Origin of the sequence: Bdellovibrio bacteriovorus, assembly GCF_001592745.1 — a bacterium.
Taxonomy (GTDB): Bacteria; Bdellovibrionota; Bdellovibrionia; order Bdellovibrionales; family Bdellovibrionaceae; genus Bdellovibrio; species Bdellovibrio bacteriovorus_B.
Window position 1 is genome coordinate 1,494,981 of sequence record NZ_LUKD01000001.1, and the last position, 26,668, is coordinate 1,521,648.

The 26,668-nt window shown below is 44.9% G+C and carries 27 protein-coding genes; 20 read left to right on the forward strand and 7 right to left on the reverse strand.

The features are described from left to right. The first annotated feature begins 10 nt into the window (after positions 1-10). Together rplI and AZI87_RS07195 are read left to right on the forward strand one after the other, a co-directional pair. Positions 11-454, forward strand: coding sequence for a 50S ribosomal protein L9 (gene rplI, locus AZI87_RS07190; RefSeq protein WP_063205813.1), 444 nt, complete (start codon positions 11-13; stop codon positions 452-454). A gap of 196 nt (positions 455-650) precedes the next feature. After that, positions 651-1,499, forward strand: a complete 849-nt coding sequence (locus AZI87_RS07195; RefSeq protein WP_063205814.1) for a S1 family peptidase — start codon at positions 651-653, stop codon at positions 1,497-1,499. Positions 1,500-1,573: 74 nt separating this feature from the next. Here AZI87_RS07195 and AZI87_RS07200 read toward each other — a convergent pair whose 3' ends face one another. The 5 genes from AZI87_RS07200 to AZI87_RS07220 all read right to left on the reverse strand — a co-directional run bounded on the left by AZI87_RS07200 (position 1,574) and on the right by AZI87_RS07220 (position 5,379). Further along, a complete protein-coding gene (locus tag AZI87_RS07200) occupies positions 1,574-1,768 on the reverse strand; it encodes a hypothetical protein (protein WP_063205815.1) in 195 nt (64 codons plus the stop codon). Between the two features lie 108 nt (positions 1,769-1,876). Then, entirely contained in the window at positions 1,877-2,809 is a 933-nt protein-coding gene (locus AZI87_RS07205; protein WP_063205816.1) for an SDR family oxidoreductase, read from the reverse strand. A 14-nt stretch (positions 2,810-2,823) separates the two neighbouring features. Continuing rightward, positions 2,824-4,239 (reverse strand): replicative DNA helicase, encoded by a 1,416-nt coding sequence (gene dnaB, locus AZI87_RS07210; protein WP_063205817.1) that lies wholly within the window; start codon positions 4,237-4,239, stop codon positions 2,824-2,826. Between the two features lie 160 nt (positions 4,240-4,399). Continuing rightward, positions 4,400-4,699, reverse strand: coding sequence for a helix-turn-helix domain-containing protein (locus AZI87_RS07215; protein WP_061834327.1), 300 nt, complete (start codon positions 4,697-4,699; stop codon positions 4,400-4,402). A 41-nt stretch (positions 4,700-4,740) separates the two neighbouring features. Next, positions 4,741-5,379 (reverse strand): radical SAM protein, encoded by a 639-nt coding sequence (locus AZI87_RS07220; RefSeq protein ID WP_063205819.1) that lies wholly within the window; start codon positions 5,377-5,379, stop codon positions 4,741-4,743. A 146-nt stretch (positions 5,380-5,525) separates the two neighbouring features. Here AZI87_RS07220 and AZI87_RS07225 point away from each other — a divergent pair, with 146 nt between their 5' ends. From AZI87_RS07225 to AZI87_RS07275, 11 genes are all read left to right on the forward strand, one after another. Beyond that, the gene (locus AZI87_RS07225) at positions 5,526-7,907 is read left to right on the forward strand and encodes a DNA translocase FtsK (protein ID WP_063205821.1); all 2,382 of its coding nucleotides are present in this window, start codon (positions 5,526-5,528) and stop codon (positions 7,905-7,907) included. A gap of 74 nt (positions 7,908-7,981) precedes the next feature. Further along, positions 7,982-8,554: a hypothetical protein gene (locus AZI87_RS07230; RefSeq protein WP_041872717.1), complete on the forward strand. Its 573-nt coding sequence runs from the start codon at positions 7,982-7,984 to the stop codon at positions 8,552-8,554. A 3-nt stretch (positions 8,555-8,557) separates the two neighbouring features. Continuing rightward, positions 8,558-9,424 carry a tetratricopeptide repeat protein gene (locus AZI87_RS07235; RefSeq protein ID WP_063205823.1) on the forward strand — a complete coding sequence of 289 codons (867 nt, stop codon included), beginning with the start codon at positions 8,558-8,560 and terminating at the stop codon, positions 9,422-9,424. Beyond that, positions 9,408-9,617, forward strand: a complete 210-nt coding sequence (locus tag AZI87_RS07240) for a lipoprotein (RefSeq protein ID WP_063205826.1) — start codon at positions 9,408-9,410, stop codon at positions 9,615-9,617. The genes AZI87_RS07235 and AZI87_RS07240 overlap by 17 nt, the downstream gene beginning before the upstream one ends. After that, positions 9,614-10,474: a diaminopimelate epimerase gene (dapF, locus tag AZI87_RS07245; RefSeq protein ID WP_063205828.1), complete on the forward strand. Its 861-nt coding sequence runs from the start codon at positions 9,614-9,616 to the stop codon at positions 10,472-10,474. Before AZI87_RS07240 ends, dapF begins: the two co-directional genes overlap by 4 nt. Continuing rightward, on the forward strand, positions 10,471-11,352 hold the full coding sequence (dapA, locus tag AZI87_RS07250; protein WP_063205829.1) for a 4-hydroxy-tetrahydrodipicolinate synthase: 882 nt from the start codon (positions 10,471-10,473) through the stop codon (positions 11,350-11,352). Before dapF ends, dapA begins: the two co-directional genes overlap by 4 nt. Beyond that, the gene (gene dapB, locus AZI87_RS07255; protein ID WP_063205831.1) at positions 11,349-12,035 is read left to right on the forward strand and encodes a 4-hydroxy-tetrahydrodipicolinate reductase; all 687 of its coding nucleotides are present in this window, start codon (positions 11,349-11,351) and stop codon (positions 12,033-12,035) included. Before dapA ends, dapB begins: the two co-directional genes overlap by 4 nt. Beyond that, positions 12,032-12,541: a hypothetical protein gene (locus tag AZI87_RS07260; RefSeq protein WP_063205833.1), complete on the forward strand. Its 510-nt coding sequence runs from the start codon at positions 12,032-12,034 to the stop codon at positions 12,539-12,541. The genes dapB and AZI87_RS07260 overlap by 4 nt, the downstream gene beginning before the upstream one ends. 60 nt (positions 12,542-12,601) lie before the next feature. Continuing rightward, entirely contained in the window at positions 12,602-13,249 is a 648-nt protein-coding gene (fsa, locus tag AZI87_RS07265; protein WP_063205835.1) for a fructose-6-phosphate aldolase, read from the forward strand. Beyond that, positions 13,249-13,689, forward strand: a complete 441-nt coding sequence (locus AZI87_RS07270) for a hypothetical protein (protein ID WP_063205837.1) — start codon at positions 13,249-13,251, stop codon at positions 13,687-13,689. Before fsa ends, AZI87_RS07270 begins: the two co-directional genes overlap by 1 nt. Positions 13,690-13,750: 61 nt before the next feature. Then, a complete protein-coding gene (locus AZI87_RS07275; protein WP_253696542.1) occupies positions 13,751-15,844 on the forward strand; it encodes a hypothetical protein in 2,094 nt (697 codons plus the stop codon). Here the strand turns inward: AZI87_RS07275 and murD are convergent. Beyond that, positions 15,830-17,152, reverse strand: coding sequence for a UDP-N-acetylmuramoyl-L-alanine--D-glutamate ligase (gene murD / locus AZI87_RS07280; protein WP_253696543.1), 1,323 nt, complete (start codon positions 17,150-17,152; stop codon positions 15,830-15,832). The two genes, AZI87_RS07275 and murD, sit on opposite strands and share 15 nt — an antisense overlap. 29 nt (positions 17,153-17,181) lie before the next feature. Between murD and AZI87_RS07285 the strand changes: the two genes are divergently transcribed. The 3 genes from AZI87_RS07285 to AZI87_RS07295 all read left to right on the forward strand — a co-directional run bounded on the left by AZI87_RS07285 (position 17,182) and on the right by AZI87_RS07295 (position 20,453). Continuing rightward, entirely contained in the window at positions 17,182-18,657 is a 1,476-nt protein-coding gene (locus AZI87_RS07285; RefSeq protein WP_063205843.1) for a metallophosphoesterase, read from the forward strand. A gap of 88 nt (positions 18,658-18,745) precedes the next feature. After that, complete coding sequence (locus tag AZI87_RS07290; RefSeq protein ID WP_041872690.1) at positions 18,746-18,940, forward strand: histone-like protein; 195 nt, start codon at positions 18,746-18,748, stop codon at positions 18,938-18,940. A gap of 151 nt (positions 18,941-19,091) precedes the next feature. Next, positions 19,092-20,453, forward strand: a complete 1,362-nt coding sequence (locus AZI87_RS07295) for a hypothetical protein (protein WP_063205845.1) — start codon at positions 19,092-19,094, stop codon at positions 20,451-20,453. On the opposite strand, the gene ligA is transcribed toward AZI87_RS07295, so the two are convergent. Next, positions 20,454-22,454, reverse strand: coding sequence for an NAD-dependent DNA ligase LigA (ligA, locus tag AZI87_RS07300; RefSeq protein ID WP_063205847.1), 2,001 nt, complete (start codon positions 22,452-22,454; stop codon positions 20,454-20,456). A 123-nt stretch (positions 22,455-22,577) separates the two neighbouring features. On the opposite strand from ligA, the gene gatC reads away from it, so the two are divergent. The 4 genes from gatC to AZI87_RS07320 are packed head-to-tail and all read left to right on the forward strand — an operon-like array spanning position 22,578 to position 26,662. Continuing rightward, the gene (gene gatC, locus AZI87_RS07305) at positions 22,578-22,859 is read left to right on the forward strand and encodes an Asp-tRNA(Asn)/Glu-tRNA(Gln) amidotransferase subunit GatC (protein ID WP_063205849.1); all 282 of its coding nucleotides are present in this window, start codon (positions 22,578-22,580) and stop codon (positions 22,857-22,859) included. Position 22,860: 1 nt separating this feature from the next. Continuing rightward, the gene (gene gatA / locus AZI87_RS07310) at positions 22,861-24,333 is read left to right on the forward strand and encodes an Asp-tRNA(Asn)/Glu-tRNA(Gln) amidotransferase subunit GatA (RefSeq protein ID WP_063205850.1); all 1,473 of its coding nucleotides are present in this window, start codon (positions 22,861-22,863) and stop codon (positions 24,331-24,333) included. Continuing rightward, on the forward strand, positions 24,323-25,753 hold the full coding sequence (gene gatB, locus AZI87_RS07315; protein ID WP_063205852.1) for an Asp-tRNA(Asn)/Glu-tRNA(Gln) amidotransferase subunit GatB: 1,431 nt from the start codon (positions 24,323-24,325) through the stop codon (positions 25,751-25,753). The genes gatA and gatB overlap by 11 nt, the downstream gene beginning before the upstream one ends. Continuing rightward, the gene (locus tag AZI87_RS07320) at positions 25,754-26,662 is read left to right on the forward strand and encodes a Ppx/GppA phosphatase family protein (RefSeq protein WP_063205854.1); all 909 of its coding nucleotides are present in this window, start codon (positions 25,754-25,756) and stop codon (positions 26,660-26,662) included. Positions 26,663-26,668 lie beyond the last annotated feature (6 nt).

A 26,668-nucleotide genomic window follows, 5' to 3' on the forward strand; every position in this document is an offset into this window, starting at 1 on the left:
TGGAGATCACATGAAAGTTATTCTTCAAAAAGACGTTAAAGATGTAGGTCGTGTTGGTGAGTTGGTGAACGTTTCTGAAGGTTTCGCAAGAAACTTCTTGTTCCCACGTAAATTGGCAGCGGAAGCTACTGAAAAACGCGTAAAAGAGTACGAACACTTGAAACGCGTAGCTGAAGCTAAAAAGAAAAAAGCATTGGCAGAACGCCAAGAGCTTTTGAACAAAATCAACGGCACAACTGTAACATTCAAATTGGCTGCTGGTGAGACTGACAAACTTTTCGGTACTGTTACTACAACAGATATCTCTAAAGAATTGCAAAAAATGGGTCACTCAGTAGACCGTCGTGACATTCACCTTGAAGAGCCAATCAAAGTATTGGGTCAACACAAGGCAGTTGTTCGCTACGCAGAAGGTATGGAAGCAAAAATCCAGATCTCTGTTGAAAGAGCGTAATAACGAGAAAGTTTCGGTAAATCGAAAGTTCTTAAAAGGGATCTCCGTCAAAAGAGATCCCTTTTTTTATAGTCATTTCACCTGCTTAAAAATGACGCACTTCCACTATAAGACTTTGTTATCTTAAATATTTGAAAATTTGTATTGCACTGGTTCCATTTTGGGTGTTTAACGGCCCTCACTTTGGGGGGTCACTATGAAATCCACAGTTTTTAAAGCAGCTCTAGTTACAGGTCTTTTGGGATCTTTGATTGCCTGCTCTCCTGCGAAACAGAACTCTGTTCAACTAGGCGCTGATAGCACATCTATAATTGGTGGCGTTCCTGTTGATTCTAAAGACGTTATTGCGAAGTCTACGGTGGCTCTAGTGGCTTCTGTGGTCACTCAAGATGGCCAAGAAGGTCAATTCATCTGCACAGGTTCTTTGCTAACTTCAAATATCGTTTTGACTGCAGGTCACTGCGTTCCTGAAGTGGGTTCCGAATATAAAGAGGTCGCTCTTTATGTGATCTTCAATACAGATCTAAATAACATGCAAAGAGGCGATATCCGTCTTGTTGTAGATTACGTTATTCATACAGAATACGGAAAAACGGGTGAGCAAGGTGAAGACGCTCATGACCTAGCTCTTGTTAAATTCTCTGGCGCGATGGCTCCTGGTTACCAACTTGCGAAGTTCTTGGATGACGAGACACTTTTGACAGCGGGTAAAAAAGTGACTTTGGCTGGTTACGGTTTGATCGAAACTGATGGCGTGAATACAAAAAGCGATAACAAACTTCGCAAAGTCGACGTTGAGATCGTTGAAGATTTCGGTAAACACGAAATCCTTCTTGATCAAACTCAAGGTAAAGGTGCTTGCCACGGTGACTCTGGTGGTCCGGCTTTCCTTGAAGTGAACGGCACTCAATATGTTTGGGGTGTTACTAGCCGCGGTGCTGGTAAAGACGGAAAAGATGACTGCTCTCTAGTAAGCGTTTACACAAAAGTGAAATCTGAATCTACTTTCGTAAAAGACGCTTTGAAAAAGCTTTCTGGAAAATAGTTTTTAGATAAAAGCTAAAAAGAAAAGGCTCCCGATGAGGAGCCTTTTTTATTTTGTATTATCGAAGATATTTTTTAAGCGCTCTGCTCGTCCTGCATTTCAAGGAAAACCAACTGAAGGTATTCAGCCATGACTTCACGCAACTCTTCAATGGTGAGCGTTTCTGGGCTTTTCCCGTACTTTTCTAACAGGGCATTGAATTCACGTTCGACAGGATCCTGAGGCAGTCCGGTTGCCGCAATCACTGTCTTTGCTAAAGTTTCTCCCATGATCAGCCTCCATGCTTAACAAGGGTCTCGCTTTGTAAGACGCTTTGACTAAATCAAGAGGTTAAAGAGAACTCAATTCCAAAAAACGGCTTTGGGCTTTGGTCTAGCTTACTTCTGTCGACGGTGGGAATGTTCCTTAGACCAAGTACGTGCCTTAGGCAGATTCCAATAGAGGAATGGCAAAAGGATACGTCGAGGCAGCAAACGACGAATGTAATAAAAGAGTGTCGCATCCAGGGTCGCTGGAATCCAGAGCGGCGGATTTTCTTGCTTCATCACTTTCAAAACCTGCTTCGCAATTTTTTCTGGAGTGGTTAGCGACATGTTCATCATCTTTTCCACAAACGGAGTCATGTTCTGATAGAAGTCGCAATAAGGGCCGCTCCAATTGCGAGTCGGATCCGACAATTCGGTGTGATACACGTTCTTGAAAGAATTGCTGTGAATAAAGCCTGGCTGCACGAGGGTGATAGTCACACCGAAGGGCCGCATTTCATACCACAAGGCTTCGCTGGCGCCCTCTAACGCGAATTTAGAGGCTGAATAAGATGCCATCGTCGGCATGGCTAACATCCCACTGACCGAAGAAATATTTATGATCTTACCACGGCCGGTGGCGCGCATGTGTGGCAGAGAAAGGCGAATCAGTCCCATCGGGCCAAAATAATTGGTGGCCATTTGCAGCTCTTCATCTTTTTCAGTCATGTGCTCAATGACCGAACGATACGAAATACCGGCGTTATTTATCAGGATATCAACTCCACCCCAGGTTTTTTGAATCTCGTTATAAAGGCGCACGCGGTCTTCTTCGATGGTCACGTCCAAAGGACGAATTATGAAGCGATCGTTTTCTAAAAAGTGCGAGCGCACTTTTTCAAGACTGTGCTCACGGGCGGTGGCTACGACACGATATTCTTGGCAGTGATAAAGAAGTTCGGCTAAGGCTAAGCCAATGCCAGCGGAACAACCCGTGACTAAGACCACGGGCTTAAACGCTTGAGGTTTTGATTTACGCTGAAAGAAGTAAAGTAAGGGCCTCATAGAAGCCCATTATCTTAAACTGGTGCGCCTGGTGCAAAGTTTTTAGGTCTGCCGCCTGGCATCGGAGGTGGAGCTTGCGGTGGCGGCATCGGGTTGATGTTACGCTCTTCCGGCTCGGCATCACGGAATCTATTGTATTGGGCATCGAAACGCATTTTAACGGGGCCAGTGGCACCGTTACGCTGCTTACCCACGATCACTTCGGCGTGACCTTGTTTATCTGGATTTTCTTTATCATAGTAGTCATCACGATAAAGCATCATGATAACGTCGGCATCTTGTTCGATCGATCCGGACTCACGCAGGTCAGAAAGCATTGGTTTTTTCTCTGTACGGCCTTCCACCCCACGATTCAGCTGGGCAAGAGCAATAACAGGAATTTTCAATTCTTTGGCGATGGCCTTCAAAGATTTAGAGATTTCTGCAACCTCTTGCTCACGTGAAGACATTTTTTGCTTCATGCTCATCAACTGCAAGTAGTCGATCATGATCAAATCTAATCCGTGTTCAGCTTTCAAGCGACGCGCCTTAGAGCGAATTTCAAAAGGTGAAACACCTGGCGTATCATCGATAAAGATGCTGGCTTCAGAAAGAAGACTAGCCGCATGAATCAAGCGAGGCCATTCAGAATCGCTGACTTTACCGTTACGAAGGGAACCCAAGCCCACTTTCGCTTCGGCCGCCAACATACGCATCATCATGGACTCTTTACCCATCTCTAGAGAGAAATAGGCCACAGTCTTTTTAAGCTTTAAAGCCACGTGTTGTGCGATATTAAGAGAGAACGCTGTCTTACCCATGGAAGGACGAGCGGCAATGATTGTCATCTCGCCAGGGTGAAGTCCGGCAGTCATTTCATCTAGGCGTTTAAAGCCGGTAGCAAGGCCCGTGACTTCGACCTGATTTTTATAAAGCTCTTCTAATTTCTTGATGGAAGCACGCACGATTTCCATAGAGCCAACAAGGCCCGTAGCAGCTTTGGCTTCACCGACTTTAAAGATTTCACTTTCAGCTTGATCGACAAACGATTCAACGTCCGCGAAATCCTGTTCGTACGCTTTTTCAATAAGAGAACTATTAACTTGAATCAACTTACGCAACGTCGCTTTATCTTTTACGATCTTTGCGTGAGTAACGATATTTGCAGAGGAAATTGTTTTATCTAAAAGGCTGACCAAATACTCGGGTCCGCCGGCCATCTCCATAGAGCCTTCACCTTGAAGAATATTCGTCACGGTGATGATGTCCACAGGTTGATTTTTGCTGTGAAGCTCTTTGATGGCGTTAAAAATCTTCTGGTGAGACGGCTTGTAGAAGTCTTCAGCCACAAGGATATCACCCACTTGGTCCAAAGCTTCTCGGTCTAGCATGAGACCGCCCAAAATAGACTGTTCGGCCTCAATATTCTGAGGTGGAATCCGTGTACTCATTGAACCCCTCTAAGAGTAACGAAGATTTAAAACAAAAGACTAAAAAAATTGCGGGGCTTCTACAAAGATGGTGGTTCTAAACGGGCCCGCCGGTGCACAAGTTTTCTGATAAATGCTTCGGTTCACTAGAATCCAAAGCATTCTTCCGAAAACTAATCTCTTAGTTCAGTTTTTTTACACGAATCTTATAGTTGTCAATTTTCTTCTTAAGTGTGTTGCGATTGATGCCAAGCATTTGCGCAGTTTTAACTTGATTTCCGTTATAAGCGCGCAAAGCCAGCTCTAAAAGAGGCTTTTCTACTTGTTCGATAACGACGTTGTACAAACCATTCAACTCAACTTGAGCTTCTTTTTGTTGAGCAAATAAAACTTCTAGTTTGCTCTTCACAAGCTTTTCCAAGCTTACGGACTGAAGATTAGCGACAAAAAGATTATCGGAACTGTTTAGGTTCGGCGTCATGGAACTCCCAAGAATGTTCAGCTTATTATTTTTGGAGTGGACTACACTCCGCGTGTTTCGGGAGACCAAATATACTTATGCAGCTGCAATTGCAACCTCGCAGATGAATTTTGATGCAAAATTTTTTCTGCCAACCAGCGTTCAGACACTTGGCCGTATGATGGGCTGTATAAAACCACAAATTTTTCAAATAAATTGTGTTGACGACAGAATTCTTCGGACCATTCAAAATCTTTTTCAGAACAAATAACAAACTTGTATTCCGTGCTGGGCGTGGAAAAGCTGATGTTGTTCATCAAGAAAGAATCTGCGGCTCCACTATCAGGAGTTTTCACATCCAAAATTATTTTTACGCGCGGATCGACGTGCTCGATGCTTTTTGATCCGCTGGTTTCCAAAGAAACTTTGTAACTGCGATCACATAATGTCTTCATCAATGTGTGAACTTCTTTTTGTAAAAGAGGTTCTCCACCGGTGATGCAGACATACGGTGTTTTGTGTGTTTCGATTTCTTTTAGAATTGTTTCCAGGCTTTGCAACTCACCTTCATAATAAGAATATTTGGTGTCGCAGTAAGTGCAGCGCAGATTGCATGCCGTCAGGCGCACGAACACGGTGGGAAGTCCCACATACGTCGTTTCACCTTGAACACTATAGAAAATCTCGTTTATTTTTAGCATGCTAAACAGGCTCCTGGCGTTGACCCTGCGGGTCAGGCTCGTTGCAAGGATACGTGTATACGGCATTTTTCGAAACCGCACCAGTCTTAAGTCAAGGATGCGCCTGTTAGAATGACTAACTACGGGAAATTTCGTAAATTTTTTAAATGAATCATTTTCTTAAGAAGTTTCGTCAGGACGTCATTGCAATCAGCTTTTTAGGTTTAGGGCTTTTCCTCGCCCTGGCTTTGTTCAGCTACAATCCATTTGATCCCTCCATGAATTCTATTGGGCAAGGGCTTAAGGCCACGAACTATTGCGGTATCGTGGGAAGTTTCCTTGCAGACATGCTTTATCAGGCTTTCGGGCTGGCGGCGTGGGTTGTCGTTGTGAGCTTTTTACGTATTGCGTACGCAAGCTTTCAGGGGGAGCCGCTCAATCTTAAGAATATTCGCTTTGTCTGGGCTCTTCTTTTGATTGTGAATATTGCGGCTCTTTTGTCGCTTTATTTACCTACGACAAAAGTTTTCAAAGAGCAGATTTATCTGGGTGGTCTTTTAGGCTTGGGAGTCTCTCAGGCTTTGATGCGCGCCTTTAATTCAATCGGTGTGCAAGTTATTCTGCTTTCGTTAATGGCTGTGCTCATCGTGTTCTATTTCGAAAAATCTTTGCAAGAGCTTTCAGAAACTCCGCGCGGTTTTATGGCTTTCTTAAAGAAGAAGAAAATCATGGATAAGCTTGCGGGCTTTTTTGCCGGCATGTTTGTGAAAGAGAAAAAAGCCAAAGCTAAAAAGTTAGAGGCTAAAGACGAGAAACCTAAAACTGTCTTCCCGCTATCAGACAAAAAATTTGTTGGAAAAGATGAAGAGGAAGAAGACGAGGATCTAAACGCGCTTCTTGAGGCAGATGCTGAAGCTGCAGAAGACGAAGAAGAAGAAGAAATCGAAGAGGAAGAGGAAGAAACGCCGGCCCTGAAGCTTGCGCAAAAGCGCAAAGTTGTTATGAAGGCGAAACCACCTCGTCGTATTGAAAATTGGGATATGCCGAAGCTGGCTCTTTTAGAAGACCCTCCAGCGTCCCGTATTAAAATTGATAAAGCTGAGATTCAAAGAAAAGCGGATTCATTGGTGGAAAAGCTTAAGAACTTCTCGATCGAAGGATCGATCCAGGATGCAAAGCCCGGCCCGCTTGTTACGATGTATGAGTTTAAACCAAATGCGGATGTTAAGATCAGTAAGATTTCAGAGCTTGAAGATGATTTGTCTTTGGCTCTTTCTTCTGAATCTGTCCGTGTCGTGGGTCATATCCCGGGAACAGATGTTGTTGGTATTGAAACAGCGAACTTAAAGCGTGAGACGGTTTATTATAAAGACTTGATCGCCGAAGATCAGTTCTGGAGTGAAGATCTTGCGTTACCGATGGCTGTCGGTCGCGCCGTGGATGGCGAACCTAAAGTGGTGGATCTTCGTAAGATGCCGCATCTTTTGATCGCGGGTACAACGGGTTCGGGTAAGTCGGTGTTCGTCGGCTCTATTATCACGGGTCTTTTGTTCCGCCATTCTCCAAAGACACTGCGTTTGGTTTTGATTGACCCTAAAATGGTCGACTTAGCTCCGTTTTCTACAGTGCCTCACTTAGTTCTTCCTCACGTGACGGAACCAAAGAAAGCCGCAACGGCTTTGAAGTGGGCGGTGCGCGAAATGGAAAAGCGTTATAAATCTTTATCGAAATTCGGCGTCGGTAAAATTGAAGCCTTCAATGAAAAAACCGGCGGGCTTTCAAAAGCGGAAATTGAAGAACACGAAAAAATCAATTTGGAGCTCGAAGAAGGAAAAGCCAAACTTGAGCAGTATTACTATCAACCGCTTCCATTTATCGTGATTGTCGTGGATGAGCTTGCGGATTTAATGATCGTGGAAAAACAAAACATCGAAGAGCCGATTCAGCGCCTGACGCAAAAAGCGCGCGCCTGCGGCATCCACTTGATTGTTGCCACTCAATCACCGCGTAAAGACGTTGTAACCGGTTTGATTAAAACAAATATTCCAGGACGCGTGGCTTTGAAAGTGGCGTCTAAAATGGATTCCCGTATCATCATTGATGATTCAGGCGCAGAACGTTTGCTTCCGAATGGGGATATGTTGTTCCAAGCTCCAGGCGTTGGAAAACCGACTCGCCATCATGGGCCTTATCTTTCCGATAAAGAAATTGGCAACGTCGTGAAACACTGGGCGGCGCAAGCGGAACCAGAATATGATCCATTGGCGATGAAAGCTCTTGATGGATTTGCTGGTGGCGATGGTGCGGAAGCTGGCGATTCCGGCGGTGGCGGCTTTGGTGAAGAAGAATACGATGAACGTTACGATGAAATTTTATCGTGGGCTTCTGAACAGAAAGAAATTTCTGCGTCTTTGATTCAAAGAAAGTTTAGACTCGGTTATCCACGTGCTGCACGACTGATTGAAATCTTTGAAAAAGAAGGTGTCGTGGGCCCTGCGAACGGCAGCAAGCCGCGTCAAGTTCTCGTCAGTAGTTTTAGAGAACAATAATTTGAGCCTTGACTCTACCTCCTTAGGTCGGTGTGATTAAGACACCACAATAAAAACCATTCAAGGAGGAATTTATGGTTAAGGCTCTTATCGCCGCTCTAGGTCTTGCGTTCTCAGTTAACGCTGTTGCTGCTCCAACTGCAGTTGAAGTTTTGGCTAACATCCAAAACGCAGCGATCATGGATCAAGCTCAAACAATGGGTTTGGACTGGAAAGTTGGCGACAACGCTAACTACAACATCGACATGGGCTTCATTAAAGGTTCAATGTCTATGTCAGTTCGTTCTATCGGTGCTGATGGCATCTGGATGGATCAAAACATGGATCTTGGTTTCGCTGGAAAACAAAAAGTTGAAACTCTTCTTGATCCAAACACTGGCGAAATCAAAAAAATGCTAGTGAACGGTAAAGAACAACAAGTACCTAAACAAGACGTAGAAGTTATCGAAGTTAAAGAAGACAGAATCACTGTTCCTGCTGGTACTTTCGATTGCATCCACGCTCGTCTTAAAGACAAAGAGCAAAATGCTGAAATCAACGCATGGATCAACCCACAACAAGTTCCACTTTCTGGTATGTTGAAACAAGTTGCTCCAAGCCAATTCGGTAACGTGACTGTTGTTTTGAAAAACTTCAAAAAGAATTAATCAATGCAATTGATCATGAAAAGAGCCGCAGTGATTGCGGCTCTTTCCTTTTTAGCACTGCCCGCTTTTGCTCAGACGAAGAATGGAAAGTCTGAGACCTACAAAGATATTATTGAAAAAGCGTATAACTTAAGTTTGCAGCGCGATCGCCAGCAAGCTTTGAATATTCTTGCTACGGCCATTCAGCGCGAAACCCGTCCTCAAGCCATCTCGGAACTTAAAAAAACGACCTCAGAAGTCGCCAATGTGTTTTTTAGTGATAAAGCCCAACAGTTGTTTGAAAACGGTGTCTCTTTAAGAAAGACCGATTTGAACCAAGCGTTGGATAAGGTTACCGAAGCCGCTCGTATCGAGCCCGACAACTTTTCAATCATCAACGAGCAAGCGCGTCTGCTTATCGCTAAAGGCGACTGCAAAAACGCCCAAGAAAACGTGCAAAAGCAGTTGAAGGTTGTGAGCTTTGATGAAGAACTAAAGCTCAGCCTGGCTCAAGCATTGATCTGTCAGAATCGTTGGTTGGATTATCAGAAAGTGGCCGACACTGTCGTGATAAAACGGTCCCCGCAGCAAAAATTCTGGCAGGCCCTAGAGGTTGAAAAGTCCCTAGGTCAGAAAAGTCTTACAAAAGCGCAAGATGCCTTAGCAAATCTTAAGAAGTCTGACGAAAAGTATCCCGAATTATACTACTGGAATTGGAAATACGGCCAAACCCTTAAGAAAAACAACCCGGAAGAGGCTCAGAAATACGTGATGAGCTGCAAAAACATTTCAGCGAATCAGTATAGACAGTATATGATAGACCCCATGCTTTGCCGCCGCCTTGTTGAGGTGGAAGGAGAGCTAAAGGGGATGAATGGAACACCTGAATAAAATCCTTCTCATTAGTGGACTGCTTTTGACGTTCGCAGGTTGCGGCGTGAAAGGCCGTCCGTTGCCACCACTCAATCCCGCACCATTAGGTCGTGGAGAACCCACGTACAAAGAATCGCAGAAAAAACCTTTGCCCAAAGTTTTGCAACAAGATCAAGAAGACACATCGGTGAACGAGCCGGAGGAGCGATGAAAAAGCTTCTTCCGATCTCCATCATGAAAATGTCCGGAGCGGGAAATACCTTTGCCCTCATTGATGCACGTGAAAAATCCGACTGGAGAGATGTGGAAAACTCTTTGGGAAAGTCGCGAGCAGAGTTTGCAAAACTTGTTTGCGATCGTGTTTTGGGTTTAAGCACAGACGGATTTCTGCTTATTGAAAATGGCAGCGAAGGTTTTGATTACGACTGGGATTTTTATAACTCTGATGGTTCTACAGCAGAAATGTGTGGAAACGCGGCTCGCTGTGCTGCCCGCTTCTGTTACGAGTATCTGGGAAGTTCTGAAAATAAAGCCTGTTTGAAATTTAAGACCGGTGCGGGTTTGGTAACGGCGCAAATTCTGGGTGACGATGAAGTGCGTGTGCAAATGCCGGAAGCTCGTTTTGTAAAAGAAAGTATCGAGCTAAAAACAAAATCTAAAGGTGTTCAAAAGTTTGCTCTGGTGAATACCGGCGTTCCACATTTAGTACAAAAAATTTCGAATCTTGCAGAAGCTACGACGCTAAAAGAAATGGCCCGCGAAGCCAGATCGCATGCGGATCTAAAACCTGCAGGCGCGAATGTAACTTTCTATGCGGAAGATTCAAAGGGCCACATCAATGCGGTGACCTTTGAAAGAGGCGTCGAAGATTATACGCTTGCTTGCGGTACCGGGGCCGTTGCGGCTGCTCTTGTTTATTCGCAGCTTAGTTCAGAGAAACAAATCAAAGTGCAAATGCCCGGAGGGCTTTTAAGTGTGGTTTTTGATGGTAAAGACACTCACCCACTTATGACCGGCGGAGCCGTTTTCGTCGGAGAATTTAAATACAATCTAGAGGTGGTAGGATGAAAAATTTTAAAGGGACCTTCACAGCATTAATTACCCCGTTTAAAAACGAAAAAGTCGATTACACTTCTTTAGATCGTCTTTTAAAGCAACAGCTTGACGGCGGTGTTGATGGATTTGTCGTGAATGGCACGACAGCGGAAAGCCCCACTCTTTCAACTCAAGAAGTGGGTGAGCTTTTTAAACATATTCGTAAATTTGTGGGCGACAAAGTTCCTTTGATCATGGGAACGGGTTCCAATGACACCGCAAAGTCTATTGAAACATCTCGTAAAGCAGAAGAGATGGGTGCCGATGCTATCTTGGTTGTTGTTCCTTACTATAACAAACCACCGCAACGCGGTCTTTTTGAGCACTTTAAAGCCGTGGCGAGTTCGGTAAAAATTCCGACTCTTCTTTACAATGTTCCGGGCCGTACAATCACCTCACTTGCAACGGAGACCATTCGTGACCTAGCAAAAGTTCCGGGTGTGATTGGAATTAAAGAAGCGACAGGAAAAATTGATTTAGCCCAAGACATTATCAAGGCATGTGGCAAAGAGTTTGTGATGCTGTCTGGTGACGACGGCACCTATGTTGATTTCTTAGGGGCCGGTGGGCACGGTGTGATCTCGGTAGCGACTCACGTAATTCCGGCGCAAATGGTGCAGTGGAAAAAATGGGTTTCTGAAGGTCAGATCGAAAAGGCGCGCGCTGATATTAATAAGTATATGAATCTTATCAATCTTCTTTTTGTCGAAGCAAATCCGATTCCAGTAAAGAAGGCCTTACAGTTAATGGGCGTGATTGATTCTGCGTCTTTGCGTTTGCCACTGGTGGAATTGTCTGCGGAACATACGGAAAGTCTGAAAGCAGAAATGAAAAAAGTGGGTCTTCTGTGAAAAAAATCAAAGTCGGCGTCATCGGCCCTGCGGGCCGTATGGGAAAAGAAATTGTTGGAGTTATTGATTCTAATCCCCGCTGTGAAGTGTTTTATCCACTGAATCGCGACGATAAGTTCGATGCTAAAAAAGCGAAACAAGTCGATGTGTGGATTGATTTTTCTTCGCCAGACGCCTTGAAGGATGTTTTAAAAAGAGCTGCCGAACATAAGACGCCTGTCGTTTGCGGCACGACGGGATTTTCTAAGAAAGAAAAAGATCTTCTGGCTCAATACTCTAAAAAGATTCCCGTTCTTTGGTCTTCAAATATGAGTTTAGGTGTTGCGGTCCTTAACGAAACTTTGAAAAATCTTTCTGCGATTTCACATTTTGATTTTCAGATTGAAGAAATTCATCACAATCGCAAAAAAGACAAACCATCCGGAACGGCAATCACATTGCAAGAGAATCTAGAAAAAGCCGTTGGTAAAAAACTTCCAGAAGCCGTGGCCATTCGCGGTGGCGGCGTTTTTGGCGTTCATAAAGTTTATTCAATGAGCGATGAAGAGGTTTTGGTTTTTGAGCATTCCGCACTAAACCGGACGGTCTTCGCTAAAGGGGCCGTGATGGCGGCAGAGTGGCTGGTCAAACAAAAGCCGGGCCTTTACCAAATTCGTGATGTTTTATTTGGGAAACAAGCATGACGCCAATTCGGCATTCTGCTTTGATTCATGCCGCCCTCGACCTCGTCGGGGGCGCCGAAAAAGCCAAGAACCTTCTAAGAAAATTAAGTGAATGTGGCGAGGTCACCGCGATTTCGTCAGTCTATAAGCGGTATTTAACAGCGGAGCGCTTAGATTTAAGTGCGTATCTTGAGTTTGTAATACGCTTTGAAACGCCGTTGAACGTGGATGCATTGCTGCACCTGGTTTTATCTTTATGTGAGGAAGGCAATCCTGGCCTAAGCCAGAAAAGTCATAAAGAGCTAACACTTCTTACCTATGATGACTTGATATTGATGTCTCCTCGATTAACGCTTCCCTATCCTCAGCTTCATCAAGACCCGCTCATCATCCGCTGTTCAGCGGAAGCATGGGGCCAATATGAGCATCCTATCTATCAGAAGAATCTGAGTGAAATTGCGCGTGCAGCCGCTCCTGCAAGACAGGCCGAGTTTTATATTCAGGGTAAAAGCCTGGTTGATTTTTAGCCTGCGCCAACGTACAAATTTGGGTGTTACATTTAATCCATTTTTCTTGCGGGAGATCCCATGAAGTTTTTCATCGATACAGCTGAAATTGAAGAAATCAAACAGGCCAACTTACGTGGTTGGGTTGACGGCGTTACAACGAATCCTTCGTTGATTGCTAAATCTGGAAAACCATTTCATGACGTGATCAAAGAAATCTGCAAGGAGGTTTCTGGTCCTGTTTCCGCAGAAGTTATCAGCCTGCAAGCAGAAGAAATGTTCCGAGAAGGTAAAGAACTAGCGAAACTTGCTTCTAACATCGTTGTTAAAATTCCAATGACTGAAGACGGTATGATCGCAGTTAAAAAATTAACTGCTGAAGGTATCAAGACGAATGTCACGTTAGTTTTCTCTCCGATGCAGGCGTTGCTAGCGGCAAAAGCGGGCGCGACAATGGTCTCTCCATTCGTTGGCCGTTTGGATGATATCGGACAAGAGGGCCTGACAATGGTTAACCAGGTTATCCAAATTTATCAAAACTATGACTTTGCAACGGAAGTCTTAGTAGCGAGCGTGCGCAGTCCAATGCATATTCAACTTGCTGCTGAAATGGGTGCGGATATCGCAACAATTCCGTTTAAGGTTATGCAGCAAATGACTCATCATCCGTTAACTGACAAAGGCATTAAGCTTTTCATGGATGACTGGAATAAGGCTCAAAAGAAATAATGATGAAATACATTTCTTATCTTGTTTTGACTGGAACTCTTCTTTTGTCTGGGTGTCGTACCGGCGGGGTTATTCTTCGTGAAACTCCGCTCAATGTCAGCGAAACCCGTCGCGCCGTTATGAGCGTGATCGGTGAGCCTCGCTCGGTAAGTCAGAATGGACGAGAACTAGTTTCTCAGTTTTACGATAAGAAGAACAAACCTATCGAAAAAATGGATATGGCCCGTGAACGTTATTACACACACGTGACGGTCCTAGGTGATCAACGCCCTTATGATGTCCAGGTCGAGGTCCTAGTCGAAGGTCGTGATGAAAATGGCGGCTTTGAGCTGTTAGATCGAGATGATGACAGAGCCGGTGTGATCGCCGAAAAGATCCGCCGGGCGCTTAACCAAAGTCGCGACAATCGTAACGTGATTGACGACTTCCGCTCCTTCTAAATACGATATAGACTAGTCAATATGACTAGTCTTTTCATTTGAAGAGGTTACGTTGCAAGGAATGCAGCTTAAACGGATTCTTCCGTTCGCAGTACTAGCGGGATGCTTATGCTGGTCAAGCCAATTAAGTGGTTTGAAGTTCATTCCTATTTATGAAGCGCTGACGATCAAGGCGCAAAAAAATTCTCCGCCACATATTGCATTTGAAGAAGTCGTCGAATCAGAGCGCATCTCTGAAGAGTGGGCGCGACTTGCGAAAATCAAACCTGCAACATTGGCCGTTGAAAAAACCTCTTCCACGCCTCTTTTTGCTAAAAAAATTGAAGTGCCGGAAATGGTCTTAACAAAGAGGCCAGAGACCCTGATTACGTCGTCACAACTTGAAGAGGTTAACGAGGGTGCTTGGGTTGAGCATTTACCAGTGGCTCAAGCCAAACGCCTGCAAGAAGCGCAAAGACGCAGCGAAGTTTTAAACCAAGATTGGACTGTCCCTACCTGGAGTGACATGGCCCGCGAAGTTTTAGAAAAATCGGGAGCTTTGGCCACGAGTCCTTCTTCCTCGAATGTTTATGTGGCGGGAACTTCTTCTTCTGGTCAAATAAGCACCCGTCCTTCACAGGCATCAGTTTCTATTCCAGATAGAGCCCCTCAAGGTGACCTCGATGAGCATGCGGACGGATCCCAGTCCTTTGTTGAAGAAAAGAATCTTCGTCACTACATCCAAGGCCCACTTGAAATCACCGGCGGTCTTGCCGTTACAAATGAACACCATATCGAAATTCGCCGCAATGACGAGGGGGTCTTAAAAGAACTCGGTCGCGTGGATTTACGCCAAGGTCTTTATAATATAGAAGTCGAAGATAAAAACGGGACGGTCGTTGCCCGCTTGGTAGATAAAGAAGGAAAAACTTTAGGTGAAGGTTCTTTCCGTTTAAATAGAGTTGCTGCAGCAAATGCTGGAACTCTTCAAGGACCAAAACTTAAGATCGAACCGCATCCGGATTTTGCGGGTATCGTGACGAGTGCCTACAACCCAAAGCCTAACGATGTAGCTCCCGCGCAAACTCGCGCCACATTCGTAAAAGGGGCTAGTGAAGTTGCCGTAAAAAAAGATGACGGCTTGGTTGCGATGGATAATGTCACGAAAGGTTCGATGACGGTTATGCGAGCGGCAGCTCCGAAACATCTGCAAACCGCCGCAATCGTGATCTCTGGAAAAGAATTTAAATCTCAGCTTTATCCCGAATCTATGATCAGGGCGCTTCAAGATATCGTGGCTCAACAGCGCGCACAGTCTATTGATGGTTCTCCAACTGTTATTTGGGGTAAAGTGTCTCTGGATGGCAAAGCGCTGGCTGGAGCCGAAGTTGTGGTCGAATCCGATGAAGCTTTAATTCCGGTTTACTTCAATTCATTCATGATTCCCGATCCGCAGCTGAAATCCACAAGCGAAAATGGCCTATTTGCGTTCGTGAACGTGGACCCCGGTTTTCATTCCATCTTAGCGACGCGATCTTCAGCCATCTTAGGTTACCAAAACGTGGTTGTCGAAGAAGGTTCAGTTGCCCAGGGGGACGTTGAGTCTACCATTAAAACTGAAGCGGTGCCTTTAAGAATTTATGATGCGTTTACCGGCGAAGCGCGCCCTGGTTTAGTCACGATGCAAAGCTTACAGGAAGATTTAGAGGTTTCGACAGGTTTAACAACCGTGACCTTACCGCATGTCAGTCGATTAGGACTGATGCGTGTTCAACCTGAGGGTGCCGACTACGTGTCTGCTCGTTACATTTACAATGACACCGATGAATTCATTCATGCTCCGCTAGTTCATTGGTCATGGCTGACTTCGATTAAGTCCTTCTTAAGACTTGATGATATGCCAAGCACAGGCTTTGTTGTCGGATTCGTTCCAGATGAAGACTTTGAAGTTTACCTGGCAGCGTATGATAACTTTGACCCAAGACAGATCGTCTACTTTGATATGCAGGGACGTATCCTGCAAAATCGCAAAGGCATCGCTGGCGGCGGATTCATTCTGTTTAATGTTCCTGAAGACACCCATGAAGTGGTAGTATTAGGAGCAAGAACACGCAAAATGTATTCGCGCGTTCTTCCTGTAGATGCAAACTCGCTTTCAGTTTTAACTTTCCGCTAATTGCCCGGCTTTAGCAAAATCTGCAACTCTTGATTTAAAGAAATTTCCACGATCTTCAAAAGACTTAAATTCGTCTAAACTTGTTCCACCCGGGCTCAATAAAACCGTGTCAGAACTTTTTGCTTTCTTAAAACAATATTCTAAAGCCTCCGCCAAGTGCGGATAAGAAGCTCCAGGTAAAAGAGATTTCTTTTGAGCGATCTCGCGGCATTCGCCGAAGAATACGAATTCGACGGACTGGAAATGTTTTAACGGCATCAAATCTTGCCAAGGAAGATTTTTATCTCGGCCACCTAAAAGCAAAAACAACTTTCCACCATTGCTTAAAGTATCGTGGGCTGCCGTGCTAGCAATTAAAACGCTGTCCATCGCGGTGGCTTTGCTGTCGTTAATAAAGCGGACACCCTTGAACGTTCCCACATTCTCAAGACGGTGAACAAGACCTTTAAAATTTTTCATTCCTTCAATTGCTTCGCGTGGCCAGCCGGCCTCAAGAGCCAATGCGGAAGCTAAAGCCAAATTGTCTTGGTTGTGTTGTCCAATAAGCTGAGCTTTTTCTAAATGAAGATCTTTGAAGGTGACATCATTTTTTGAAATGACTTTCACACTTTCATCGCGACCTTTTTTCTTTGAATATTCAACTAGGTCTCCACCTTCGCTATTTAAAAGCATTGCTTTCTTGGTGATGGAATGAATATTCCACTTTGTTTGATAGTAATGCTCAAGATTGTCGTACCGCTCAAGATGATTCGAGGTGAAATAGGTAATCGCCGATAGATCTAAAGAAAGATTTTCGCAGTTTTCTAATTGATAGCTGGATAGCTCTAATACAATCCAATCTGCGCGAGTTCTGTGTCCTTCGAGAACTTCGGCAGCATACTGGGAAAATGGAGTGCCCAGATTTCCGCCGACAAATCCCGTTTTAGAAAAAGCCTCAAGACCGGCCCCTAATAAAGATACGGTCGTACTTTTTCCTACAGATCCTGTGACGCCCATCAATTTTTCGTTTTCTAGACAGGCGCAGGCCAAAGAAATTTCACTGGTAATTTTAATGCCCTCACTTTTGGCTTTCTGAATCCAGGCAGAGGTGAGTGGAACCCCCGGAGACACCACCAAAGTTTTCGGTGATGCTTGAGACATCAAAGCTTCGGGATCATTAAAATCCGCTGTCGGTAATTTTCCATCAAATGTGAGTACGGACTGAGCAGAAAATCCGAGATCTAAAAGCAGTCGGCGAGCCGCCTCACCACTTTTACCCATCCCGACAATAGCAATTGGAGTCTTGAGGTTCTTGATAAATTCGTTCATCTGCACGATCATATTCTTGGGAGGAAGATTTGCCCACTTCTTTTTCGCAACCAGTTCCTGATTTCAGATCCGCTTCATTCACTGCTATCATCAGTGACCTGCATCTTTGCGAGGCAGAGCCGGTTAACATTAAGTTTCCGTTATGGAAGAAGTTTAAAACTCGGCAATTCTTTTTCGATGATGTTTTTGAAAACTTTCTGAAGCACATTGAAGAAAAGGCCAATGGCCAGCCCATCGAGTTGATACTTAATGGCGACATCTTTGATTTTGACAGTGTTTTGCGATTGCCTGATGAGCCAACCTACAAAGTAGATTGGTTAGAACGTCATCGCGGCCTCTATCCTCGCGAAGAGCGTTCTCGTTATAAAATCGAAGTTATTTTAAAGGATCATGCTGAATTTGTCCGAGCACTGCGTGAGTTTATTCTGCGTGGACATCGTGCTATTTTCGTTATTGGCAATCATGATCTTGAACTTCATTTTCCGGAAGTGCAGGAAGAAATTTACCGGCATTTAGCTTTGCCAGATCACAAACGCGATCAAGTGCGCTTTGTGGAATGGTTTTACATCAGCAATCAAGACACTTTGATTGAACATGGTAATCAGTACGATCCGTATTGCATGTGCGAGGACCCGATCAATCCCTTTGTTCGCGGTTATAATTATATTTCGTTGAAGCTGCCGTTCGGGAATTTGGCTTGTCGGTACATTTCTAACGGGATGGGTTTTTTTAATCCGCACGTCGACACGAATTACATCATGACTTTGCCAGAGTACATTCGCTTCTTTTTTAAATACATGCTGCGTGCTCAGCCGGGTTTGATCATCACTTGGTTCTGGGGTTCGGTTGTGACCTTGCTTTACGCATTTTTCGACCGCCTGTCTGCACCGATCCGTAATCCATTAAAGATTGAAGATCGTGTGTCTCGAATTGCTGAAAAAGCGAACGCAGAGCCCCGCATGGTTCGGGAGCTGAAAGAACTTTTCGTTGCTCCCGCGGCGAGCCACCCGACTTTACTTGCGCGTGAACTGTGGTTGGACCGGGCTTTTATCGTTTTCGTCGCGTTCTTTTTAATATTCCAGCTAATGGTATTCGTTCGTTCGGTGTATGAAATTTCATTCTTCTGGGCTTTTATTCCGCTTTTCTTGTTGCTGCCATTCTTCCTTTTTTACAGCAAGTCGATCACGTCCCTCGTCTCGGGATACAAAGAGCCCGATGACCGAGTTCTTTCCATGGCCAGTGCAATTACTAAAGCGCAGCGCATCGTCTTTGGACATACTCATCATACACGCCATGAAATCATTGGGTCTGTTGAGCATTTGAACTCAGGCTGTTGGTCGCCCGCATTTTTGGACGTGGAGTGTACGAAACCTTTGGACCAAAAAACTTTCGTTTGGATTTCTCCGACCGAAGGGGGAAGTCGCCAAGCCGAGCTTCTGAAATTTGTGGATGGCAAATCAGAACTCATCGCGAACCCAGGTCGGACGGTTTCGGCAAATAATTAGTGCGCCGCAAGAAGATTTCATATTGTCAATTTCTGGACCCTATGCAAACCTTTTACAGGTAAACACACGGATGGAGAGAGGTTTAATCATGGCAGAAGTACTTGTTGTAACAAGCAAAGTAAAAAAACTTATCAAAGAAAAAGGTCAAATGAACACCTCTGCTGAGACTATTGATGTTCTTAGCAAAGCTATTGAGCAACTTTGCTTAAAAGGTATCGAAAGTGCTAAAGCTGATGGTCGTAAGACTGTTATGGCACGCGATATCGTGATCGATCACCTTTAATTTGGTGCTGATTTAGTTATTGCAAAGAACCCGTGGTGAAAGCCACGGGTTTTTCCGTTTAAAGAGTTGTCTTATTCTGAGACATCTCAAGACAAGTCGTTAATTCGCCGATAAACAAATATTGAAACTTTGATGGACAAAGGATGCGGCGATGAAAATGACAGCGATGCTTTTTTCATTACTTATTGCGCTGACTTCAAGCGCGTTTGCGCAAGGCAAATTCTATAAGTCTACGGACAAGATCACCCTGTCGTATGAAGAGTTCCGCGCACTTACTGATGAAAATCAAAAAGCTTGGCTTAAAGAGATTCAAGCCTTCTATGCTAAAGTGGACGCTGTCGAAGCCGGCGAAAGAATTAATCCAAAACGTAAGTACAGCCTCTTGCCCGAGTTCTTGTTTCAGGCACTTTCTAACTCCACTTCATTTTGTGCCACATCTTCTATTCTAATTGGGAATCCCGCCGAGGCAGCCAATGAACGCTGTCAGGTGCAAAGAAGTGTGAAAGCAGGGGCTTCGTTAGTTTGTATGCGTTGCCCGGGCGATCGCCTTAGCGGTGTCTACGTATGTACAAGCGCAAATGACGATGCTTCCACGATCTCAAAAAATCTGCTTAAGGAACTTGATAAAAAAGATTACGAGGGATCAAAGGTTCAAATTAGCGCCGACTCTTTATCAAAACATGTTGAAGTGACTCTCGATGAAGGCTCATCCCCCTTTGAGGCTCCTATTCTTCGCAAGAATACAGTCGTAAAAAGAATTGTCACACCGTCTTCGTCTGAAGAAGTGGTGATTGATTTAGGCCCGGAAGCACAAATCAAAAAGGCCTCTAAAGCCGGCCCAATGACAGTGGTAGAAAGACGCGACGAAAGCGGCGCCGTCTTGGATCGCGTGGGCAATAATCCTCACGTGGCGGACTATCATCTTAGAGCGCTAGAAGATGTCGGAAACTCGAAAGGGAACGACAATCTTGATGTCGAAGAGGTCAGCAAAACCGAACGTCTGGCTTGCGTTTATGCGGGTTGGGCCGTAGAAGGCCCGCAATGCTCTCCTATCAGTGAAAAAGAAATCCGTGACGCTTCTGGAAAGTCAGTCACTTACTCTTGTAAAGCAGATCAAGACGGTTCAGCGGTTTATGGAGACAATGAAGACGGAAAGTCCGTTGTCCTATGTAATCCCGTGCTTTTTGGATTGAAAGATGAAAAGCCTATTTGTATTCGTCGCTCTAAAAATGCGACGGAAGAGTGTGTAAAGGCGTCTAATAAAGCAAGCGAAACGCTGGCATTTGCCAAATCCAATCCTACAGAATATCGCGCGCTGGTTCGTCGCGTAGACGTTCTTTGCCAGCAAGATGAAAATGTTTTGCGCAAACACTTTGAAAAGCGCGGTCGCAGTAAATCACAAGTCGACCATGCGATTAAAGACTTAAGTTCTACCTGCGTGCATCTGCGTGGTCGTATGGCAGAACTCGTTGACGCTAATAAAGCAACGGCACCGCGCGCAGGCCAGCGCTAACTAAAGCATCTTTTGAAGCTCGTCCCAGGAAATGATTTTAACTCCCAGGCTTTGCGCTTTTTCAACCTTTGAGCCTGGATCATCACCGACGACAAGATAGTTCAATTTTGATGAGACAGATCCTAGAATCTTCCCGCCATTTTTTTCAATAATGTCTTTTGCGTCGTCGCGCTTAATAGGTAGAGTTCCCGTAATTAAAAAACTCATCCCGGAAAGCGCGCCCTCTTGCGAGCGAACCGGATTTGCAATCGTCACGCCGAGTTTTAGCATGTCGTGAACTTCGTTCACGAGTTTTTTGTTGGCGGTCCAATCACCGATAGCTTTTGCCACCTTCGGTCCGATTTCAGGAACTTGCAGAAGTTCTTCTTCAGTCGCTTTCAAAAAGTTTTCAATATTCACAAAGTGGTCGGCAAGATGCTTTGCGGTTTGTTCGCCTACGAAGCGAATACCCAGTGCAAAAATAAATCGCGCCAAAGTGGGGTTCTTACTGTTTTCAATGCTTTTAATAATATTCTCAGCGGATTTATCACCTTGTCGTTCCAAAGAAAGAACATCTTCTTTTGTCAGCCGGTAAAAGTCGGAAAACTTCGCTAAAAGCTTATGATCCACCATGGTTTCAATCAGCCGATCACCGACTTTATCAATGTTCATTGCGCGACGAGCGACGAAATGTTTCAAAGATTCTTTAACCACGGCGATGCAAAGTGGATTCACGCAACGAGTGACCACTTCACCTTCTGTTTTGACAGTCTCGGATCCACAGGCCGGGCATTCAGAAGGAATCAGGAAGGGTTTGCTCGTCTTAGGACGTTTTTCTGCTACAACAGAGACGACTTCGGGAATCACATCACCTGCGCGCTGAATGATCACCGTATCGCCGATGCGCACATCCTTCCGATTGATTTCATCTTGATTGTGCAAGGTTGAATTTGTAACCGTTACTCCACCCACTTTGACGGGTTTCATGATCGCAACCGGGGTTAAGGCCCCCGTTCTTCCAACTTGGACTATAATATCTTCAATAACCGTTTGTGCCTGCTCGGGTTTGAACTTGGCCGCTGTGGCCCAACGCGGACTTCGAGCTACTAAACCCAAGTCGTCTTGCAGACGAAGAGAGTTCACTTTAATAACAACACCATCAATATCGAACGGCAACTGCGGACGAATCTTTTCAACATGGTGATAGTACTCAACAACCTCTTCGGGTCCTTTGCATACTCGCACCAGATCTAATCCTTCTTTATTTTGTAATGAAGGAACTCCGACTTCGTGAAAATATTCTTCGATCTCTAATTGGGTTTTAAATTCTACGCCGTCGACGGCGCCTAGTGCATAAGCATAAAAACGCAAAGGCCGAGACGCCGTGATTTTTGAATCTAATTGCCGTACCGAACCCGCCGCCGCATTACGGGGATTTGCAAAAGTTTGCTGCCCATTTTCTTGCTGAGTCTCGTTCAGTTTTGCGAAGTCCTGTTTAAACATTAAAACTTCGCCACGGACCTCCAAAAGCGCTGGCGGATTTTTCGTACTCAGCTTAAGAGGAACGCTGCGAATGGTACGGACACCTTGAGTGACATCCTCGCCGACCGTCCCATCGCCACGAGTGAGGGCGCGAATGAACTGCCCATTCTCATAGATAAGCTCCATCGAAAGACCGTCAAACTTCGGTTCGACGAGATATTCGACATGCTTATCGGTGTTAAGAAATTTCTTAACGCGCTCATCGAAGTCGAAGATGTCTTCGGGGGAATAACTATTAGCCAATGAAAGCATAGGAAGCCGATGCGGAGCTTTTTCAAAAGCGCTCAAAGGAGTTCCACCGACACGTTGAGATGGCGAATCCGAAAGGTCTAAGTTCTTTTCGCTTTTTTCTAAGGCCAAAAGCTCGCTATACAACTGGTCGTACTCGTAGTCCGAGATTTTGGGGCTATCCATCACGTGATAAAGATAGTCGTGGTGCGAGATGATTTTCTTGAGCTCTTCGTGGCGCTTTTTAGACATGGAAATGAATTTATCACTCTGGGGGAAAAGGTCTAGTCTAAAAAAGGAAGAACGCGCATTTGATGACTGAACTTTGTTTTTTGAATACCCTTAAATCTTACATCCCCGCGAAGGAGACTCTCGGTGATCGACAAAAAAACTATTGAACACATCGCAAAGCTTGCTCGCTTACAAGTCAGTGAAGAAGAAGCCCAAGAGTACAGCACCCAACTAGCGAAAGCTCTGGGTCATTTCGAGCAGATTTCAAAAATAAACACGGCTGGAATCGAGCCTTTGGTAACGCCAACGGAAATTGAATCTTTTTGGCGTGAGGATGTGGTTAAGCAGGAATTTACCGCTGAAGAAATGACGGCCAATGCTCCCGCAAAAGCAGGGAACCTCTTTAAAGTTCCGCCGGTGGTGTAAGATGGATTTAACTTTTGCTTCAATCACAGACATCGCCGAAGCCGTTCAATCTAAGAAAGTCAGCGCTAAAGAGGTGACTGAACATTTCGCGAAACGAATTGATTCCTTAGATGAAAAATTAAATTCTTTCACCACTAGGAATGATCAAGCTCTGAAAGACGCTGAAGCTTTGGATGCCCGAATTGCCAAGGGGGAACATGTCGGCCCCCTAGCCGGTGTTCCCTTTGGAATCAAAGAAATGTTCTGCACAAAAGGCCTTAAGACGACGGCGGGATCTAAAATTTTAGAAAATTTTATTCCACCCTATGATGCCACTGTCGTGGCTCGCCTTAAAGCCGCTGGCATTGTCGTGATGGGAAAATTAAATCAAGATGAATTCGCCATGGGCTCATCGAATGAAACCTCTTTTCACGGTCCGACAAAAAATCCTTGGAAGCTTGACTGTGTGCCGGGAGGTTCATCCGGGGGATCTGCGGCGGCGCAGGCGGCGCGTTTGGTTGCAGGCACATTAGGAACTGATACCGGTGGATCTATTCGTCAACCCGCAAGCTTCTGTGGCATCGTGGGAGTCAAACCCACCTACGGACGCGTCAGTCGTTACGGTATTATTGCTTACGCTTCTTCGCTCGATCAAGCGGGCCCGATGGTGAGCTCAGTAAAAGATGCGGCATTAACGATGGAAGTTATTTCCGGTTTTGATAGTTTTGATTCTACCACGACACAAAGATCTGTTCCCGCTTGGAGTAAAAATTTAAAGGCCGATATGAAAGGCATGAAGATTGGCCTGATGAAAGAATATATGACCGGCGGCCTGCACGCGGATGTGCAAAAAACCGTGGAAAACGCGGTGGACTCATTAAAGAAAATGGGAGCAGAAATAGTTGAAGTCTCTGTGCCTATGTCTGAATTCGCAGTTCCCGTTTATTACTTGATTGCGGCCAGTGAAGCTTCGTCAAATCTTGCTCGCTATGATGGCGTGAAATATGGTCACCGTGCCGAATTTAAAAACCTTTCCGCTGTTGAATTAGAAACTTTTTATGGAAAAACTCGCGGCGAAGGTTTTGGTAAAGAAGTCAAACGTCGTATTATGCTTGGTACCTACTGTCTTTCAAGTGGTTACTATGATGCTTATTACAACAAAGCAGGTCAGGTTCGTCGTTTAATAATGAACGAATACTTAGAAGCTTTCAAAAAGTGCGATGTCATTCTAAGTCCGGTTACCACCGCGCCCGCTTTCAAAATTGGTGAACGCATTTCTGATCCTTTAACCATGTATTTGAATGATATCTTTACCACATCGACAAACCTTGCGGGACTGCCAGGGATGAGTGTTCCCTTCGGACTATCGCAAGAAAATCTTCCGATCGGTATTCAGCTAACCGCTAGTCATTTTGAAGAACAGAAAATGTTGGACGTTGCTTTTGCACTGGAAGGCGCTTCTCCGGTGAAAGGAAAAAATCCCCATGTCATATAGAGGATATGAAGCCGTCATCGGTATCGAAATTCACGTTCAGTTAAGCACGCAGTCTAAAATTTTTAGTGCAGATTCAACAAGCTTCGAGGCGGGAGACAATGAAAACACTTCGCCGATCAGCGTGGGTATGCCGGGGTCTTTACCCGTCGTAAATAAAAAAGCCGTGGAATATTCAATCAAAACGGGTTTGGCTTTGGGTTGTGATATCCGTCGTAAATCCGTTTTTGCGCGTAAGAATTATTTTTACCCTGATCTGCCGAAGGGCTATCAGATTTCCCAATATGATCAACCACTGTGTGAAAATGGGTCTGTGACGTTCAAAGTGGATGGCGTGGAAAAAACAGTGTCTATCACCAGAGCTCATATGGAAGAGGATGCTGGAAAGTCCAACCATCACGGTGACTACACGCTCATCAACTACAATCGCGCTGGTATCCCTTTGCTTGAAGTTGTTTCTGGTCCCGACATCCGCAGTCCTGCGGAAGCCGCGGAATACGCGCGCACAATCCGTCAGATTGTTCGATATCTCGATGTCTGTGATGGAAATTTAGAAGAGGGATCTTTGCGTTGTGACTGTAACGTTTCCGTCCGCAAGAAGGGTGATCCCAATTTTGGAACGAAAGTGGAAATTAAAAATATCAATTCCTTCCGTTTCGTAGAAAAGGCGATCGAGTTCGAAATCGAAAGACAGATTGATGCTGTAGAGCGTGGAGACAAGATCATTCAGGAAACACGCCTGTGGGATCCAGATAAAAATCGGACGTTTTCTATGCGCACGAAGGAAGATGCGCAAGACTATCGTTACTTCCCGGACCCAGATCTGCTTCCGTTGACGGTCAGCGATGCAATGATTGAGCAGTATCGCAGAGAACTCCCCGAGCTTCCTATTGCGCGCGCCAAACGCTTCCAAGAAGAGCATGCGTTGCCAGAGTACGACGCGACCGTTCTGACTACCGAAAAAGATTTGGCTGATTTTTACGAAGAGACTGCGAAGGAGGCCAATAACTTTAAAGCCTCTTCGAACTGGGTGATGACTGAAATTTTGCGCGAGCTGAAAGAAGCCAATAAAAGCATCAAGGATTCCCCGATTCGGCCCAAACAATTAGGTCAGATGATTGCCATGATTGATAAAGGGGCCATTTCAGGAAAAATCGCTAAGACTGTTTTTCAAGAAATGTGGCAAACCGGAAAAGAGCCGGCAGTGATAGTTAAAGAAAAGGGTCTGGTGCAGATTTCGGATCCAAGCGCTATCGAAAAAATCGTCGAAGAAGTATTAGCCGCCAACGGTAAGAACGTGGAAGAATATAGGTCAGGTAAAAAAGCTGTCTTTGGATTCTTTGTTGGCGCCGTTATGAAAGCTTCTAAGGGTCAGGCTAATCCAGAGCTTGTGAATAAGATTCTGCAGGAGAAATTAAAGTAAATGAAAGTCGCAGCCCTTGATCTTGGAACGAATACCTTTCTTTGTTTAATTGCTGAAGGCACAAAAGATGGAATCGTCAAAGTGCATAAAGACCTGGCAACAACAGTTCGCCTAGGTCAAGGTGTCGATAAGACTGGCGAGTTTCATCCCGATGCTCTTCAGCGGGCGAAAGCATGTCTTACAGAATTTAAAAAAGAAATTGATTTGCATAACGTGGACCGCATTCTGGCCATGGCGACTTCGGCAGCACGGGATGCAAAAAATGGAAAAGAGCTTTTTAAAATCGGCGAAGACCTGGGAATCCCTATTGAGATTATTCCCGGTGAAGATGAAGCCCGTATCACTTACCAAGGTGCTACGGCAGGAATGAATGACACTCAAAAGACATCTTTGATTGTCGATGTGGGCGGCGGCTCTACAGAGCTTATCTCGGGACGAGGGAGCAAAATTCTTTTTGGAGAAAGCCTTAACATTGGCGGCGTACGTTTGACTGAAAAATTCATCACGAGCCAACCTGTTTCGGCTACAGAGCAAAAAGCTCTTGAAGAATACATTCAGACGCAAATTAAAACAGTATTACCGGAACTGCAAAAAGAAAAAATTGATCAGATTATAGCGGTAGCAGGAACACCCACTTCTCTTGTCGCAATCGAGGTCGGTGGATATGACGAAAAGAAAGTCGACGGCTTTTTTTTGGGGAAAGACCGCTTAGCCTATTGGGTGCGTGAGTTTGGCGCAACGACTGTGGAAGAAAAGAAAGAAAAATATCAATTAGGTGGCCGCGCCGACATTATTTTTGCAGGTGCCTCGATTTTACTTGCCGTGATAGAGGCATTGAAGCTTCCCGGAATGATTGTTTCCACTAAAGGAGTTCGATATGGCGTCGCTCTTGAAATGCTTAAAAATTAGAACGCT

Bases quoted from the DNA above. Each gene is read 5' to 3' on its own strand.
- rplI (WP_063205813.1), top strand. From the start codon at position 11: ATGAAAGTTATTCTTCAAAAAGACGTTAAAGATGTAGGTCGTGTTGGT.
- AZI87_RS07195 (WP_063205814.1), top strand. From the start codon at position 651: ATGAAATCCACAGTTTTTAAAGCAGCTCTAGTTACAGGTCTTTTGGGA.
- AZI87_RS07200 (WP_063205815.1), bottom strand. From the start codon at position 1,768: ATGGGAGAAACTTTAGCAAAGACAGTGATTGCGGCAACCGGACTGCCT.
- AZI87_RS07205 (WP_063205816.1), bottom strand. From the start codon at position 2,809: ATGAGGCCCTTACTTTACTTCTTTCAGCGTAAATCAAAACCTCAAGCG.
- dnaB (WP_063205817.1), bottom strand. From the start codon at position 4,239: ATGAGTACACGGATTCCACCTCAGAATATTGAGGCCGAACAGTCTATT.
- AZI87_RS07215 (WP_061834327.1), bottom strand. From the start codon at position 4,699: ATGACGCCGAACCTAAACAGTTCCGATAATCTTTTTGTCGCTAATCTT.
- AZI87_RS07220 (WP_063205819.1), bottom strand. From the start codon at position 5,379: ATGCTAAAAATAAACGAGATTTTCTATAGTGTTCAAGGTGAAACGACG.
- AZI87_RS07225 (WP_063205821.1), top strand. From the start codon at position 5,526: ATGAATCATTTTCTTAAGAAGTTTCGTCAGGACGTCATTGCAATCAGC.
- AZI87_RS07230 (WP_041872717.1), top strand. From the start codon at position 7,982: ATGGTTAAGGCTCTTATCGCCGCTCTAGGTCTTGCGTTCTCAGTTAAC.
- AZI87_RS07235 (WP_063205823.1), top strand. From the start codon at position 8,558: ATGCAATTGATCATGAAAAGAGCCGCAGTGATTGCGGCTCTTTCCTTT.
- AZI87_RS07240 (WP_063205826.1), top strand. From the start codon at position 9,408: ATGGAACACCTGAATAAAATCCTTCTCATTAGTGGACTGCTTTTGACG.
- dapF (WP_063205828.1), top strand. From the start codon at position 9,614: ATGAAAAAGCTTCTTCCGATCTCCATCATGAAAATGTCCGGAGCGGGA.
- dapA (WP_063205829.1), top strand. From the start codon at position 10,471: ATGAAAAATTTTAAAGGGACCTTCACAGCATTAATTACCCCGTTTAAA.
- AZI87_RS07260 (WP_063205833.1), top strand. From the start codon at position 12,032: ATGACGCCAATTCGGCATTCTGCTTTGATTCATGCCGCCCTCGACCTC.
- fsa (WP_063205835.1), top strand. From the start codon at position 12,602: ATGAAGTTTTTCATCGATACAGCTGAAATTGAAGAAATCAAACAGGCC.
- AZI87_RS07270 (WP_063205837.1), top strand. From the start codon at position 13,249: ATGATGAAATACATTTCTTATCTTGTTTTGACTGGAACTCTTCTTTTG.
- AZI87_RS07275 (WP_253696542.1), top strand. From the start codon at position 13,751: ATGCAGCTTAAACGGATTCTTCCGTTCGCAGTACTAGCGGGATGCTTA.
- murD (WP_253696543.1), bottom strand. From the start codon at position 17,152: ATGAACGAATTTATCAAGAACCTCAAGACTCCAATTGCTATTGTCGGG.
- AZI87_RS07290 (WP_041872690.1), top strand. From the start codon at position 18,746: ATGGCAGAAGTACTTGTTGTAACAAGCAAAGTAAAAAAACTTATCAAA.
- AZI87_RS07295 (WP_063205845.1), top strand. From the start codon at position 19,092: ATGAAAATGACAGCGATGCTTTTTTCATTACTTATTGCGCTGACTTCA.
- ligA (WP_063205847.1), bottom strand. From the start codon at position 22,454: ATGTCTAAAAAGCGCCACGAAGAGCTCAAGAAAATCATCTCGCACCAC.
- gatA (WP_063205850.1), top strand. From the start codon at position 22,861: ATGGATTTAACTTTTGCTTCAATCACAGACATCGCCGAAGCCGTTCAA.
- gatB (WP_063205852.1), top strand. From the start codon at position 24,323: ATGTCATATAGAGGATATGAAGCCGTCATCGGTATCGAAATTCACGTT.
- AZI87_RS07320 (WP_063205854.1), top strand. From the start codon at position 25,754: ATGAAAGTCGCAGCCCTTGATCTTGGAACGAATACCTTTCTTTGTTTA.